Genomic DNA, 14,690 nt, shown 5'->3' on the forward strand with positions numbered 1-14,690 from the left:
GTAGCGATCATGACCACCAACGAAGACAAGCTTCGTGACTACCTCAAGCGGGCCACGACCGACCTGCGCCAGGCCCGGCGGCGCATCTCCGAACTGGAGGAGCGCGACCACGAACCCGTCGCCATCATCGGCATGGCCTGCCGCTACCCCGGGGACGTGAGGTCCCCCGAGGACCTGTGGCGCCTGGTCGACGAGGGCCGCGACGCCGTGTCCGGCTTCCCCACCGACCGCGGCTGGGACCTCGACGCCCTCTACGACCCGGAGCTGCGCACCCCCGGGACCAGCTACGTCCGCGAGGGCGGCTTCCTCCACGACGCCGCCGAATTCGACGGGGAACTGTTCGGGATCTCCCCGCGCGAGGCCCTCGCCATGGATCCCCAGCAGCGGATCCTGCTGGAGACCACCTGGGAGGCCGTCGAACGCGCGGCGATCGCCCCGGCACACCTCAAGGGCTCCGACACCGGGGTCTTCATCGGCGCCGGACACCCCGGATACGGGGTCACCTTCGGCCAGAGCGACCTCCCCGAGGGCGTCGAGGGCTACTCGATGACCGGCAAGGCCGCCAGCGTCGTCACCGGCCGGATCAGTTACACCCTCGGCCTCGAAGGGCCGGCCGTCACCGTCGACACCGCCTGCTCGTCGTCGCTCGTCGCCCTCCACCTCGCCGTCACCGCACTGCGCAAGGGCGAGTGCTCCCTCGCCGTCGCGGGCGGCGTCACCGTCATGCCCACCCCCGAACTCTTCGCCGAGTTCAGCCGCCAGCGCGGCCTGTCGCAGGACGGCCGTTGCAAGGCGTTCGCCGCCTCGGCCGACGGCACCGGCTGGGCCGAGGGCGTCGGTGTGCTCCTCGTGGAGCGGCTGTCGGACGCCCGCCGCAACGGCCATCGCGTGCTGGCGGTGGTGCGCGGCTCGGCCGTGAACCAGGACGGCGCCTCCAACGGGCTCACCGCCCCCAACGGCCCCTCGCAGCAGCGCGTCATCCGCCAGGCCCTCGCCAACGCCGGTCTCGCCTCCCACCAGGTCGACGCCGTCGAGGCCCACGGCACCGGCACCACCCTCGGCGACCCCATCGAGGCGCAGGCCCTCCTCGCCACCTACGGCCAGGGACGCGACCCCGAACAGCCGCTGTGGCTCGGCTCGCTGAAGTCCAACATCGGCCACTCCCAGGCCGCGGCCGGGGTCGGCGGTGTGATCAAGATGGTCATGGCGCTGCGCCACGGCACCCTCCCCAGGACCCTGCACGCCGACGAGCCGACGCCTCGCGTCGACTGGGACGCGGGCGCCGTGTCCCTGCTCACCGACGCCCGCCCGTGGCCTGCGGGTGAGGAGCCCCGCCGCGCGGGCATCTCCTCGTTCGGTGTCAGCGGCACCAACGCCCATGTCGTGATCGAGGACGCCCCCGCCGAGACGCCGGCCGAGGCCCCCGGCACCCCGGACCACCCCGTCGCGGCCCACGACGCCCCGACACCGGCCACCGTCCCCTGGACGATCTCGGCCGCGGGGCCCAAGGCCCTCCGCGCCCAGGCCGCCCGGCTCCTCGACCACCTGACCGGCCACCCCACCGACCGCGAGCCGGTGCCCGCGGACGTCGCCCGCGCGCTCACCACCACGCGCGCCGCGCTCGGCCACCGCGCCGTGGTCGTCGGCACCCGGCCCGACGACCTCCTCCGCGGCCTGCGGTCCCTCGCCGACGGCACCCCCGACGCCGACGTCGCCCACGGCACGGCGGCCGACGGGACACCGAGCCCGGTGTTCGTGTTCCCGGGGCAGGGTGCGCAGTGGTCGCGGATGGGGCTGGAACTGGCGGACGCCTTCCCGGTGTTCGCCGCCTCGCTCGACGCGTGTGGGCAGGCGCTGGGGCCGTTCACGGACTGGGATCTGCGCACCGAACTCGCGGGTGATCTCGCCCGCGTCGATGTGGTGCAGCCCGCCTCGTGGGCGGTGATGGTGTCGCTGGCGCGGTTGTGGGAGTCCTTCGGTGTGACTCCGGCCGCGGTGGTGGGCCATTCGCAGGGCGAGATCGCCGCCGCGGTGGTGGCGGGCGGGCTCTCCCTGGAGGACGGCGCGCGGATCGTCGCCGAGCGCAGCCGGGTGATCGGTGAACGGCTCGCGGGCCGGGGTGGGATGGCGTCCGTCGCCCTGCCCGCCGACACCGTGCGCGAGAAGCTCGACGGCTACGGGGACCGGCTCGCGGTCGCGGCGGTCAACGGGCCGTCGTCGACGGTGGTTTCGGGTGAGCCGGCCGCGCTCGACGAGCTGCTGAGCATGCTGGAGAGCGACGGTGTGCGGGTCCGCCGGATCGCGGTGGACTACGCCTCCCACTCCTCGCACGTGGAGTCCATCCGCGACGAGCTGCTGGAGGTCCTCGCCCCCGTCGCGCCCCGCACCGCCACCGTCCCGTTCTACTCGACGGTGACCGGCGGTCCGATCGACACCGACACGCTCGACGCCGCCTACTGGGTGCGGAACCTGCGCGGGACGGTCGAGTTCGAGGCGACGGTCCGTGCACTGATCGCCGACGGGCTCACCGCTTTCGTCGAGTGCAGCGCGCACCCGGTGCTCGCCGTGGGTGTGGAGGAGTCGGGCGCGTCGACCGTCGTCGGTTCGCTGAGGCGCGACGACGGCGGCGCCCAGCGGTTCGTCACCTCCCTCGCGCAGGCCTTCGTCACCGGGCTCCCCGTCGACTGGTCCACGCTGCTCGGCGACGGCCCCGTGGTCGACCTGCCCACGTATGCCTTCCAGCGCCGCTCGTACTGGCTGGCCAGGGCGTCCGTCGGCACGGCCGCCCCGCGCGATCCCGCGGAGGAGACCTTCTGGGACGCCGTCGAGCGCGAGGACCTGGGTGCGCTGGCCGCCTCGCTGGACCTCGACGACGACAACCTGCGTCCCCTGCTGCCCGCCCTGGCCGGCTGGCGGCGCCGCAGCCGCGAGCAGACCGTCACCGACTCCTGGCGGTACAGCATCGCCTGGCGCACGCTGCCCGACCCGGCGGCGGCACGGCTCGACGGACACTGGATCCTCGTCGTATCCGACGTCCCCGGCGCGCAGCCGTGGAACGAGGCCGCCGAGCGCGCGCTGCGTGACGCGGGCGCCCGGGTCACCGTCCTCGCCCCCGACACCACGGCGGCCGACCGGCACACCCTCGCCGCCGACCTCGGCGGCGCCGCCGTCACCGGCGTCCTCTCGCTGCTGGCGCTCGACGGACGGACCCACCCCGGGCTGACCACCGTCACCAGCGGCTACGCCGCCACGCTCGCCCTCGTCCAGGCCGCGGCCGACAGCGACCTCGGCGCGCCGGTCTGGTGCGCCACCCGGGGAGCCGTCGGCACCCGCCCCGACGAGCCGCCGGCCGACGCCGCGCAGGCCCAGTTGTGGGGCCTCGGCCGGGTCGTCGCCCTGGAGCAGCCCCGCCTGTGGGGCGGCATGCTCGACCTGCCGGAGGAGCCGGACACCGCCTCGCGGCGCCGTCTCGCCGCCGCGCTCTCCGGGCTCGACGGCGAGGACCAGCTCGCGCTCCGGCCCACCGGGCTGCTCGCCCGCCGCATGCTGCGGGCACCCCTCGGCGGCGCGGTCCCGCCGCGCGACTGGCGGCCCGAGGGCACCGTCCTCGTCACCGGCGGCACGGGCGCCCTCGGCACCCACATCGCCCGCTGGCTGGCCCGCAACGGGGCCCCGCACCTCCTCCTGCTCAGCCGCCGGGGACCGGACGCTCCGGGAGCATCCGAACTCGTCACCGAACTGGCCGAGTCGGGCACCCGCGTCACGCTCGCCGCCTGCGACATCGCCGACCGGGACGCCCTCGCCGCCGAACTCGCCCGCGTCCCCGGCGACCTGCCGCTCACGGCCGTGTTCCACACCGCCGCCGTCCTGGACGACGGCGTCGTCGACGCCCTCGACGCCGACCGGGTCGAGCGGGTGCTGCGCGTGAAGACGCATGGCGCGCTCAACCTCCACGAGCTGACGAGCGGCCTGGACCTCACCGCCTTCGTCCTCTTCTCCTCGTTCGCGGCCACCTTCGGCACCCCGGGGCTCGGCAACTACGCGCCCGGCAACGTCCACCTCGAAGCCCTCGCCGAGCAGCGCCGCGCGGCCGGGCTGCCCGCGACCGCCGTCGCCTGGGGCACCTGGGCCGGAGCCGGCATGGCCGAGGGCGCGGTCGGCGACCGGGCGCGCCGCCACGGCGTGTTCGCCCTGGACGCCGAGCCCGCGACCCGGGCGCTCCAGCAGATCCTCGACCACGACGAGACCTGCCCCGTCGTCATCGACATGCGGTGGGACCGCTTCGCCGTGGTGTTCACCTCCGAGCGGCCCAGCAGGCTGCTGGACGAGATCCCCGAGGCCCGCAGCGCGCTCTTCGAGGCCGACGCGGCGGCGGCGGCGGAGGACGACGAGCAGGAGGCGTCCGAGCTGGTCGGCCGGCTGGCCGCCCTGCCCGAGGCCGACCGGCGCCGCGAACTCACCGAACTGGTGCGCCGCAACGCCGCACTCGTCCTCGGCCACGACGACCCCGCCTCCGTCGACGAGAGCCGTGCCTTCCGGCACCTCGGCTTCGACTCGCTGACCGCCGTCGAACTGCGCAACCGCCTCAACAGCCTCACCGGCCTGCGCCTGCCGGCCTCCCTGGTCTTCGACTATCCGACGCCGGCCGGGCTCGCCGCCCATCTCCACACCGAACTCCTCGGCGAGGGCGCCGAGTCGGCCGTCACCGTCCGGCAGGGCGGCACGGCGGGGCACGACGACCCGGTCGTCGTCGTCGGCATGGCCTGCCGCCTTCCCGGCGGGGTCGCGTCGCCGGAGGACCTGTGGCGGCTCGTCGCCGGAGAAGGGGACGCCATCTCGCCGCTGCCCGCCGGCCGCGGCTGGGACATCGAGACGCTGTACGACCCCGACCCGGCGGCGACCGGCCGCACCTACGTCCGCGAAGGCGGGTTCGTGCACGACGCGGACCGGTTCGACCCGGAGTTCTTCGGGATCTCGCCGCGTGAGGCGCTGGCGATGGACCCGCAGCAGCGCCTGCTGCTGGAGACGTCCTGGGAGGTGCTGGAGAGCGCGGGGATCGACCCCACGTCGCTCAAGGGCAGCCGGACCGGTGTCTTCGCCGGGATGACGCACCACAACTACGGCGTCACCCACCCCGCCCTGCCCGTCCCGGAGGGGCTGGAGGGCTACCGGATGACCGGCAGCACCGCGAGCGTCGCCTCGGGCCGTGTCTCCTACACCTTCGGCTTCGAGGGCCCCGCCGTCACCGTCGACACCGCGTGCTCGTCGTCGCTGGTCGCCCTGCACCTGGCCGTGCAGGCGATCCGGCAGGGCGAGTGCACGATGGCGCTCGCGGGCGGTGTGACCGTCATGGCGTCGCCCGCCGCGTTCACCGAGTTCAGCCGTCAGCGCGGCCTGTCGCCGGACGGCCGGTGCAAGGCGTTCGCGGACGCGGCCGACGGTTTCGGCCTCGCCGAGGGCGTGGGCATGCTCCTCGTGGAGCGGCTGTCGGACGCGCGGCGCAACGGTCACCGGGTGCTGGCGGTGGTGCGGGGTTCGGCAGTGAACCAGGACGGCGCCTCCAACGGGCTCACCGCCCCCAACGGCCCCTCGCAGCAGCGCGTCATCCGCCAGGCCCTCGCCAACGCCGGTCTGGCGGCGGGCGACGTGGACGCGGTGGAGACCCACGGCACCGGCACCAAGCTGGGCGACCCCATCGAGGCGCAGGCCCTCATGGCCACCTACGGCCGCGACCGGGACCCCGCGCAGCCCCTGCGGATCGGCTCGGTCAAGTCCAACATCGGCCACGCGCAGGCGGCGGCGGGTGTCGCCGGTGTGATCAAGACGGTGATGGCGATGCGGCACGGGGTGCTGCCCCGCACCCTGCACGTCGACGCCCCCTCGTCGCACATCGACTGGTCGGAGGGCGCGGTCTCGCTCCTGACCGCGGCGGAGCCGTGGCCCGAAACCGGACGCCCGCGCCGGGCCGGTGTCTCCTCCTTCGGCATCAGCGGCACCAATGTGCACGTGCTGTTCGAGCAGCCCGCGGCCGACGAGGCCCCCGCCGAACGGCCCGCACCGGCCGGCGCGGCACACGGAGTCGTGCCCTGGGCGCTCACCGCCGGGTCCGACGCATCCTTGCGACGCCTGGCACTCCGCCTCCACGCCCACGCCGAGAGCCGGCCCGACGAAGCCCCCGCCGCCGTCGCCGGTGCGCTGGTGCGGTCGCGGGCGCGGCTGGAGCGGCGCGCGGTGGTGGTGGGACGCGACCGCGACGAGCTGCTCGCCGGTCTGCGTGCCGTGGCCGCGGGTGAGCCGGGTGTGGTGTCGGGTGTGGCGGGTGCGGGTGCGGGTTCGCGTCCGGTGTTCGTGTTCCCGGGGCAGGGGGCGCAGTGGTCGCGGATGGGGCTGGAACTGGCGGACGCCTTCCCGGTGTTCGCCGCCTCGCTCGACGCGTGTGCGCAGGCGCTGGGGCCGTTCACGGACTGGGATCTGCGCACCGAACTCGCGGGGGATCTCGCCCGCGTCGATGTGGTGCAGCCCGCGTCGTGGGCGGTGATGGTGTCACTGGCACGGCTGTGGGAGTCCTTCGGTGTGACCCCGGCCGCCGTGGTGGGCCACTCGCAGGGCGAGATCGCCGCCGCGGTGGTGGCGGGCGGACTCTCCCTGGAGGACGGTGCGCGGATCGTCGCCGAGCGCAGCCGGATCATCGGCGAACGGCTCGCTGGACGCGGCGGTATGGCGTCCGTCGCCCTGCCTGCGGACGCTGTGCGGGAGCGGGTCGAGGGCTACGGTGACCGCCTCGCGGTCGCCGCCGTCAACGGGCCGTCCTCGACGGTGGTTTCGGGTGAGCCGGCCGCGCTCGACGAGCTGCTGAGCATGCTGGAGTCGGAGGGTGTGCGGGTCCGGCGGATCGCCGTGGACTACGCCTCCCACTCCTCCCACGTCGAGTCCATCCGCGACGAACTGCTGGAGGTCCTCGCCCCCGTCGCGCCCCGCACCGCCACCGTCCCGTTCTACTCGACGGTGACCGGCGGTCCGATCGACACCGCCACGCTCGATGCCGCGTACTGGGTGCGGAATCTGCGCGGGACGGTCGAGTTCGAGGCGACGGTCCGCGCGCTGATCGGCGACGGGCTGACCGCTTTCGTCGAGTGCAGCGCCCACCCCGTCCTCGCTCTCGGTGTGGAGGAGTCGGGCGCGTCCAGCGTCGTCGGTTCGCTGCGGCGCGACGACGGTGGCGCCCAGCGGTTCGTCACCTCCCTCGCGCAGGCCTTCACCACCGGGCTCCCCGTCGACTGGTCCTCGCTGGTCGCCGACGGTTCGACGGTCGATCTCCCGACGTACCCGTTCCAGGGAACCCGCTTCTGGCTGGAGGCGGGTGAGCTTCCCGCCACCGCCGTGTCGCGGGACGAGGTGGAGGAGCGGTTCTGGGAGGCCGTCGAGCGCGAGGACCTGGAGTCGCTGGCGCGCTCGCTCGATCTGGACGGCGAGAATCTGCGCCCCCTGGTGCCGGCGCTGGCGTCGTGGCGGCGGGCGAGCCGCCAGGAGTCCGTGATCGACTCCTGGCGCTACAAGACCGCCTGGCGGCCGCTGGCCGGCCTCGACGACGGGTCCGCGCTCTCCGGTACCTGGCTCGTGGTCGCTCCCGTGACCGAGCGCGCGGGCACGACGCCCGCCCTCACCCGGGCCCTGGAGGCCCGGGGCGCGGACGTCTGCCTGCTGGAGGTGTCCGCCGGGGACGCCGACCGGGCCAAACTGGCGGCCAGGATCGCCGAGGTGGCGGGCGAGGGCGTGCGGCTGTCCGGTGTCGTCGCCCTGTGGGGTCTCGACGACGCCCCGCACCCCGACTTCCCTGCTCTGAGCGGCGGTTCGCTCGGGGGCCTCACCCTGCTCCAGGCCCTCCACGACCTGGGCGCCGAGGCGCCGCTGTGGCTGTTCACCCGGGACGCCGTGGCCGTGTCCGACACGGACCGCCTCACCGGTGCCGCCCAGGCCCAGCTCTGGGGCTGGGGCCGGGTGGCCGCGCTGGAGCACCCGAAGCTGTGGGGCGGTCTCGTGGACCTGCCCGCGGCGGCGGACGAGCGTGCCCTGTGGCTCGCGACGGCCGCGCTGGCCGCAGCCCCCGGCGAGGACCAGCTCGCCGTCCGGGCGGCCGGGGTGTTCGGGCGCCGGCTGGTGCGCTCCCTGCTCGCGGGCCGGACACCCGGCCGCACCTGGGCTCCGCGCGGCACGGTCCTGGTGACCGGCGGCAGCGGCGGCATCGGCGGGCACCTGGCGCGCTGGCTGGCGCGGGGCGGGGCCGAGCGCCTCGTGCTCGTCAGCCGGCGCGGCGAGGACGCGATCGGCGCGCCCCAACTGGCAGCCGCCATAGAGGAATTGGGTGCCGAGACGGTGTTCGCGGCCTGCGACATCGCCGACCGCGACGCCCTCGCCGCCGTGGTGCGGCAGGTCGAGGCGGACGGACCGCCCGTCACCGCCGTCGTGCACGCCGCGGCCCACATCGAACTGGGCATGCTCGCGGACACCACCGCCGGCGCGCTGTCGGAGATCTGCCGGGCCAAGGTGCTCGGCGCCGAGAACCTGGACGCGGTCTTCGCCGGGCGGGACCTCGACGCGTTCGTGCTCTTCTCGTCCATCGCCGGGTTCTGGGGCAGCGGGGACCACGGCGCCTACGCCGCCGCCAACGCCCACCTCGACACGCTCGCCGAACGCCGCCGGGCACGGGGGCTGCGGGCGAGCTCCGTCGCCTGGGGCATCTGGGACGCCGCGAACGACTGGGACGAGCGCAACACCGAGATGCGGGCGCTGAAGAACGAGAAGTCCAGCCGGCACGGGCTGCCGCTGCTCGACGCGGAGCAGGCGTTCACCGCGCTGCGGCGCATCATCGACCACGACGAGACGGTGGTCGCCGTCGCCGACGTGGACTGGGACCGCTTCGTCGCCCTGTTCACCATGGCCAGGGAATCCGTCCTGCTCACGGAGGTGCCGGAGGCCGCACGCGCCCTGGAGTCCCCCGAGGAGCCCACGGCGGGACCCGACGGGGCCGACGGGCTCGCCCGGCGGCTCGACGGGCTCTCCCGGCCCGAGCAGGCGCACCTCCTGCTGGAACTGGTCCGCGCCCAGGCCGCCGCCGTCCTCGGGCACGGCCCGCAGGCGGAGGCCGTCGATCCGGGGCGGGCGTTCCGGGAGATGGGCTTCGACTCGCTGACGGCGGTGGAGCTGCGCAACCGGCTCGCCTCCGCCACCGGTCTGAAACTGCCCGCCACCCTCGTCTTCGACCACCCCTCGCCGCTGGAGCTCGCCGCACGGCTGCGCGCCCTGCTGCTGCCCGACGACGACTCCGCCCACCCGCTCGCCCTGCTCCGGCTCGGCGACTTCGAGGCCGCGCTCGCCGCCTCCCCGCCCGACCCGGCCACCAGGCAGCAGCTCGCCCGCCGGCTCCAGGGCCTGCTGTGGAGCTGGTCCGAGGAGGGCGGCCCCGCCGACGGCGCCGCCGCCGGACAGGGCGACGCCACCGCCCCCGTGGACGTGGCCTCGGCCTCCGCCGACGAACTGTTCGACCTGATCGACAGGGGACTGGATCCCTCGTGACCGAGACGGACCCCGCCTCCCGACGACCCGAACCCCTGACTGGAGATCCCACGATGTCGAACACGTCCACGCCGGCCGGCGAAGAGAAACTCCTCGACTATCTGCGCAAGGTCACCGCCGACCTCCAGCAGACCCAGCAGCGGCTGCGCTCGGTCGAGTCCCGCGAGCACGAGCCGGTCGCCGTGGTCGCCATGGCCTGCCGCTTCCCCGGCGGGGTGCGCGACCCCGAGGAGCTGTGGCGGCTGGTGAGCGAGGGCGGCGACGCCATCGGCGCCTTCCCCGCCGACCGCGGCTGGGACCTGGCAGCCCTCCACGACCAGGACGCCGACCGCGAGGGCACCACCTACGTCACCCAGGGCGGCTTCCTCGACGGCGCCGACCAGTTCGACCCCGGGCTGTTCGGCATATCCCCGCGCGAGGCACTCGCCATGGACCCGCAGCAGCGGCTCGTCCTGGAGACCGCCTGGGAGGTCTTCGAGCGCGGCGGCATCGACCCGCTGTCCCTGCGCGGCAGCGGCGTCGGCACCTTCGTGGGGGCCAACCCGCTCGACTACCGCTCCGGGCTGACCACCGTGCCCGACGGCTTCGAGGGACACCTGCTGACCGGCGGCGCCGCGAGCGTCGTCTCCGGCCGCATCGCCTACACCTTCGGCCTGGAGGGCCCCGCGGTCACCCTCGACACCGCGTGCTCCTCCTCCCTGGTCGCCCTGCACCTGGCCGTGCAGGCGCTGCGCCGCGGAGAGTGCGACCTCGCCGTCGCCGGCGGCGTCGCGGTCATGTCGACGCCCGCCGAGTTCGTCGGCTTCAGCCGGCAGCGCGGACTGTCCGCCGACGGCCGCTGCCGCGCGTTCTCCGCCGACGCCGACGGCATGGGCCTCGGCGAGGGCGTCGGCCTCGTCCTGGTGGAACGGCTGGCCGACGCCCGCCGCAACGGCCACGAGATCCTGGCCGTCGTCCGCGGCTCCGCCGTCAACCAGGACGGCGCCTCCAACGGGCTCACCGCGCCGAGCGCGCCCGCCCAGGCGCGCGTCATCGAGGCCGCGCTCCAGGACGCCCGGCTCGCACCCGACCAGATCGACGCCGTCGAGACCCACGGCACCGGCACGAAGCTCGGCGACCCGATCGAGGCCGGCGCGCTGCTCGCCACCTACGGCCGGAACCGCCCGCAGGACCGGCCGCTGTGGATCGGCTCGCTGAAGTCCAACATCGGCCACGCGCAGGCCGCCGCAGGCATCGGCGGCGTCATCAAGACCGTCCAGGCCATGCGTCACGGACTGCTGCCGCGGACCCTGCACGCCGAGCGGCCCACCCCCGAGGTCGACTGGTCCGACGCCTCGGTCACCCCGCTGACCGAGAACCTGCCCTGGCCCGACCGCGACCGGCCGCGCCGCGCGGGCGTCTCCGCGTTCGGCATGAGCGGCACCAACGCCCACGTCATCCTCGAACAGCCGGACCCCGCCGACCGCCCGGCGCCCGCCGCAGCCACGGGCGAGCAGGCCGCGCCCGCCGCAGCCACGGGCGAGCAGGCCGCGCCCGCCGCAGCCACGGGCGAGCAGGCCGCGCCCGCCGACGGCAGGGCCCTCGCCTGGGTGGTGTCCGGCGCGACCGAGGCCGCCCTGCGCGAACAGGCCGCCCGGCTGCGGGGCTTCCTCGCCGACCGGCCCGGCACCGACGCGTCCGACGTCGCCCGGACACTCGTCACGGGCCGCGCCGCGCTGGACCACCGGGCCGCCGTCGTCGGCTCCGACCCGGCCGCCCTCCTCGACGGCCTCGCCGGCATCGCCACCTCGGGCGCCATCGCCTGCAACGGCACCGTCACCACCGGCTCCGTCCGCGAGGGCGCCACGCGCCCCGTGTTCGTCTTCCCCGGGCAGGGCGCGCAGTGGTCCGGCATGGCGCTGGCCCTCGCCGACGCCGAGCCCGCCTTCGCCGCCTCCCTGCACGCCTGCGCCGCGGCGCTGGAACCGCACGTCGACTGGGAGCTGTTCACCGAACTCGGCGGCCCCCTCGACCGGGTGGACGTCGTCCAGCCCGCCTCCTGGGCCGTCATGGTGTCCCTCGCCGAGCTGTGGCGGGCGCACGGCGTGGAGCCCGCCGCCGTCGTCGGCCACTCGCAGGGCGAGATCGCCGCCGCCGTCGTCGCCGGTGCGCTGTCGCTGGAGGACGGCGCCCTCGTCGTCGCCCGGCGCAGCAAGGTCATCGGACGCCGCCTGGCCGGCCTCGGCGGCATGGCCTCCCTGGCGCTCGGCCGCGAGGACACCGAGGAGCGCCTGCGCCCCTGGGCCGACCGGCTCGGCGTCGCCGCCGTCAACGGCAGCCGCGCCACCGTCGTCTCCGGCGAACCCGGCGCGATCGCCGAACTCGTCGCCGCCTGCGAGGCCGACGGCGTACGGGCCCGTGTCGTCCCCGTCGACTACGCCTCCCACTCCCCGCAGGTCGAGGCCGTGCGCGACGAACTCCTCGCCGAACTCGGCCCGATCACGCCCCGCGCCGCCCGGGTGCCGTTCCACTCCACCGTCGACGCCGGCCCCCGGCCCTTCGACACCACCGGGCTCGACGCCGCCTACTGGGTCCGCAACCTGCGCCGGACCGTGGAGTTCGCCCAGGTCGCCCGGCAGCTCGCGGACGCCGGCCACACCCTCTTCGTGGAGGCCGCCGCCCACCCCGTGCTCTCCTTCGCGATCGAGGAGACGACCGGCCCCGACACCGTCACCGTCGCCTCCCTGCGCCGCGGCGACGGCGGCCACGACCGCTTCCTGGCCTCCCTCGCCGAGGCGTTCGTCCACGGCGCCCCCGTCGACTGGACCCCCGCCCTCCCGGACGGCGCGCGGACCACCCCGCTGCCCGCCTACGCCTTCCAGCACAAGCGCTACTGGCTGGAGCCGGAGCCCGCCGCCCTCGCCGCGGCCCCGCCGGCGGACCGCGCCGAGGCCCGCTTCTGGGAGGCCGTCGACCGGGGCGACCTCTCCGCCGTCACCGACACCCTCCGCCTGTCCGAGGGCGCCGGACTGCCGGAACTGCTGCCCGCCCTCGGCGCGTGGCGGCGCACCCGCCACGAGCAGGCCACCGTCGACGCCTGGCGCTACAAGACCGGCTGGCGTCCGCTCGGCCCCGCCCCCGCCGGACCCGCGCCCGCCGGGACCTGGCTGCTCGTCGCGCCCGAGGAGCAGGCGTCCGCACCCTTCGTCGCCGCGACACTGCGCGCCCTGGAGACGGACGGCGCCGACGTCCACCTGCTGCCGGTCGCCTCCGCCGACGCCGACCGCGGCAAGCTCGCCGCCCGTCTGCACGAGGCCGTCGGCGACGGCCGGGACCTCGCCGGCGTGCTCAGCCTGTGGTCCCTCGACGGCGGCCCGCTGCCCGGCAGCCCGACCCTCAGCACGGCCACCCTCGGCACCCTCGCCGTCCTCCAGGCCCTCGCCGACACCGGTCTGACCGCGCCCCTGTGGTGCGTCACCCGGGGCGGCGTGGCCACCGACGACCGCACCCCCGCCGACCCGGTGCAGGCCGAACTCTGGGGCATGGGCCGCGTCGCCGCCCTGGAGAACCCCCGCCTGTGGGGCGGCCTCGTCGACCTGGACCCCGCCACCGACGACGCCACCGCCGCGCGCGAGATCGCCGCCGCCCTGCGCCGCACCGACGCCGAGGACCAGATCGCCGTACGCGGCGGGCGCCCCCTCGGCCGCCGCATGGTCCGCGACCTGGCAGCCGACCGCACCCCCGCGCGCACCTACCGGCCGCGCGGCACCGTCCTCGTCACCGGCGGCACCGGCGCCCTCGGCAAGCTCCTCGCCCGCTGGCTCGCCAGCAACGGCGCCGAGCACCTCGTCCTCACCAGCCGGCGCGGACCCGGCGCCCCCGGCGCCGACGCCCTCGAAGCGGAACTGACCGGCCTCGGCGTCCGCGTGACCATCGCCGGCTGCGACATCGCCGACCACGGCCAACTGGCCGCGCTCGTCGACCGCGTCGAGGCCGACGGCCCGCCCGTCACCGCCGTCGTCCACACCGCCGCCCACATCGATCTCGGCCCCCTCCTGGAGACCACCGTCGAGGAGTTCACGGACGCCTACGACGCGAAGATCCGCGGCGCCCGCAACCTCGACCGCGTCTTCGAGGACCACGACCTCGACGCCTTCGTCCTCTACTCGTCCATCGCCGCCTTCTGGGGCAGCGGCCTGCACGGCTCCTACGCCGCCGCCAACGCCCACCTGGACGCCATGGCGCAGCAGCGCCGCGCCCGCGGCAAGGCCGCCGCCTCCCTCGCCTGGGGCGTGTGGCGGCCCGTGGACATCCAGGAGAGCTACGCCGCCGAACGCATGGCCATCAGCGAACGCGCCCAGGCCCAGGGACTGCCGTTCCTGGAGCCCGACCTCGGCATCGAGGCGTTCCGCCAGGCCGTCGACCACGACGACGTCAACGTCGCCCTCGCCAACATCGAATGGGACCGCTTCGTCTCCCTGTTCACCATGGCCCGCCCCACCCGCCTCCTCGACGACCTGCCCGAGGCCCGCGCCGCCCTGGAGCGGATCGCCGAGAGCGAGAAGCGCACCACGGACGACGAGGAGGAGGCCGAGACCCTGCGCGAGCGGCTCTCCGCGCTCACCGCCGAGGAGGCCGACCGGCACCTGCTCGACCTGGTCCGCGAGCACGCCGCCGCCTCCCTCGGCCACGACGGCCCGGACGAGGTCCAGCCCGCGCGCGCCTTCCGCGACCTCGGCTTCGAATCGCTCACCGCCGTCGAACTGCGCAACCGCCTCAACCGCGCCACCGGCCTGCGCCTCCCCGCCGGCCTGGTCTTCGACCACCCCACCCCGAACGCGGTGGCCGCGCTGCTGCGCACCGAACTCCTCGACGACGGGCCCGCCACCTCCGAGTCCCTCCACGCCCAGCTCGACCGCCTGGAGACCGTCCTCGCCCGGCTCGACGTCGACACCGCCGAACGCGCGCCCGTGACCGCGCGGCTGCGGTCCCTGCTGGACCGCTGGACGGCCGGGGAGCCGGACGGCGCCGCCGGACCCGCCTCCGTCGCCGAACAGCTGGAGTCCGCCAGCGACGAGGAGATGTTCGATTTCATCCGCCGGGAGTTCGGCCGCTCCTGAGCGACCCCCCGGACCCGC

Annotated in this window: 2 protein-coding genes; both read left to right on the plus strand. The window is 75.6% G+C overall.

Annotated features, from left to right (window positions below; translation table 11 throughout):
• The first annotated feature begins 9 nt into the window (after nt 1-9).
• Nucleotides 10-9,573, plus strand: a complete 9,564-nt coding sequence (locus JE024_RS33425; protein WP_205377625.1) for a type I polyketide synthase — start codon at nt 10-12, stop codon at nt 9,571-9,573.
• Nucleotides 9,574-9,626: 53 nt separating this feature from the next.
• Nucleotides 9,627-14,672, plus strand: a complete 5,046-nt coding sequence (locus JE024_RS33430) for a type I polyketide synthase (RefSeq protein WP_205377626.1) — start codon at nt 9,627-9,629, stop codon at nt 14,670-14,672.
• The last annotated feature ends 18 nt before the right edge of the window (nt 14,673-14,690 follow it).

The organism is Streptomyces zhihengii, from assembly GCF_016919245.1.
Lineage (GTDB): Bacteria > Actinomycetota > Actinomycetes > Streptomycetales > Streptomycetaceae > Streptomyces > Streptomyces zhihengii.